Below are 459 nucleotides of genomic sequence, written 5' to 3' on the forward strand. Positions count from 1 at the left end.
GGCACAGTAGCCACGTCTGTTGGAATGTTGTTGACTCGATGGTACGAGTCCAGTTTGTGTCTGGATTGTGCTTACACGCGGCTTCATCACGTTCCCTGGTAGTTGCCAGGCGAACGTTCGACCCTTCCCACTCACGCTTGCGCGGAGTGGTGCATCAGTCGTCGTCAAGTCTTCCTCTCTCCGTCTCCCACTTAAGGGGATTGGTTCGGGACGACTTGAGCGTACATGGACCCACTGGGATTCGAACCCAGGGCATCCTCCTTGCAAAGGAGGCACTCTACCACTGAGCTATGGGCCCACCTCCCTCTCGGGAGGATGATTAGCCCTGGTAGTTCAAAGGTGCCCGATCGGACGACTCGGTGGAAAACCGAACTCGGAAAGGTGGGCCAACCCGTGTGGGTTGGTCCCGGTCAGTGGAGGTGATCCAGCCGCAGATTCCCCTACGGCTACCTTGTTACG

The 459-nt window shown here is 57.5% G+C and carries 1 tRNA gene; it reads right to left on the reverse strand.

The annotated features are described in order from the left end of the window. Positions 1-226: 226 nt before the first annotated feature. Positions 227-298 (reverse strand) — tRNA-Ala (locus tag SM754_RS20145). Between the last annotated feature and the right edge of the window lie 161 nt (positions 299-459).

Origin of the sequence: Halorubellus amylolyticus, assembly GCF_034808145.1 — an archaeon.
In the GTDB taxonomy this organism is placed as follows: Archaea; Halobacteriota; Halobacteria; order Halobacteriales; family Natrialbaceae; genus Halorubellus.